Annotated in this window: 1 protein-coding gene and 1 pseudogene; both read right to left on the reverse strand. The window is 44.2% G+C overall.

The genetic code is table 11. From position 1 onward, the window contains the following. Nucleotides 1-175: pseudogene (locus AAEY55_RS18120) on the reverse strand (IS66 family transposase); the annotation flags it as partial. Nucleotides 176-255: 80 nt separating this feature from the next. Next, the coding region (tnpB, locus tag AAEY55_RS18125) for an IS66 family insertion sequence element accessory protein TnpB (RefSeq protein ID WP_350552607.1) at nt 256-604 on the reverse strand (349 nt) is incomplete at its 5' end.

A 604-nucleotide genomic window follows, 5' to 3' on the forward strand; every position in this document is an offset into this window, starting at 1 on the left:
CTTCCACTTCATTGAATAACTCGCCTTGCCCGGCAAAGCCTTCAGCACTTTTGCCGAATTGTTTTTGTTGGGCCAAGTTCCAGCGCTCTTCCAATGCCGCAATCTGGGCATCCTTCTGCGCTAACAGTTTTTCAAGTTCAGCAATGCGCTGTTTAAGGGCGAGTTCATTTTTCATGACGCCTATTTTAAGGCATCATCAAAGGCTTTGCAGTGCTAACTGAACTCACTTTGATGATCATCAATCGATCGCAAATATTAAAGCATTTGCTTACCTGCGACATCAATTTTACTGTGTCCAATCACATCATAACCCGATAATAACCAGTGTAATTGCTGCTCGCTTAAGGTCATGGTGGGTGACATGAGTTTGGGCCATTTGAACTTATGCTTATCTAATCGCTTATACCACAGTGCAAAACCGGTGTTATCCCAGTAAAGCAGTTTGAGTTTGTCACGGCCTTTATTACAAAACACAAATAGCGCACCACTGAGCACGGGTAGTTCAAGCTCTGCTTCCACCAACGCCCCCAGACCATTAATTGATTTTCGAAAATCAACGGCATCGGCACATAAATAGACGGTGGGTACATCAACGAACATCCTC

Source organism: Pseudoalteromonas sp. 120-MNA-CIBAN-0494 (assembly GCF_040308885.1).
GTDB lineage: Bacteria > Pseudomonadota > Gammaproteobacteria > Enterobacterales > Alteromonadaceae > Pseudoalteromonas > Pseudoalteromonas nigrifaciens.